Genomic DNA, 449 nt, shown 5'->3' on the forward strand with positions numbered 1-449 from the left:
TTTTGTGTCACTATTAGTTGAAACAGAAGTACAAGAACTTCCGAAAACACATTCTTACATTGGAATAGATGTAGGACTAAAAGATTTCGCTATTTTGTCAAATGGAACACACTATAAAAATCCTAAGTTTTTCCGATCATTAGAAGATAAGTTGGCGAAAGCACAGCGTGTGCTTTCTAGAAGAATGAAAGGATCTTCTCGCTGGAATAAACAACGAGTAATGGTAGCTAGAATTCATGAATACATATCCAATGCTAGAAAAGATTACTTGGACAAAATTTCAACTGAAATCATCAAAAACCACGATGTTATCGGTATAGAGGATTTGCAAGTATCGAATATGCTAAAAAATCATAAGTTAGCAAAAGCAATTAGTGAGGTATCTTGGTTGCAATTTCGATCAATGTTAGAATACAAAGCAAAATGGTATGGCAAACAAGTCATTGTCG

General features: G+C 33.9%; 1 protein-coding gene. It reads left to right on the top strand.

Features of this window, described 5'->3' with window-relative positions:
- Window positions 1-449: RNA-guided endonuclease TnpB family protein (locus ACTJJY_RS32110; RefSeq protein WP_440607455.1), on the top strand; the 449-nt coding region annotated here is incomplete at both ends.

Source organism: Bacillus sp. 22475, from assembly GCF_052044835.1.
GTDB lineage: Bacteria > Bacillota > Bacilli > Bacillales > Bacillaceae_G > Bacillus_A > Bacillus_A cereus.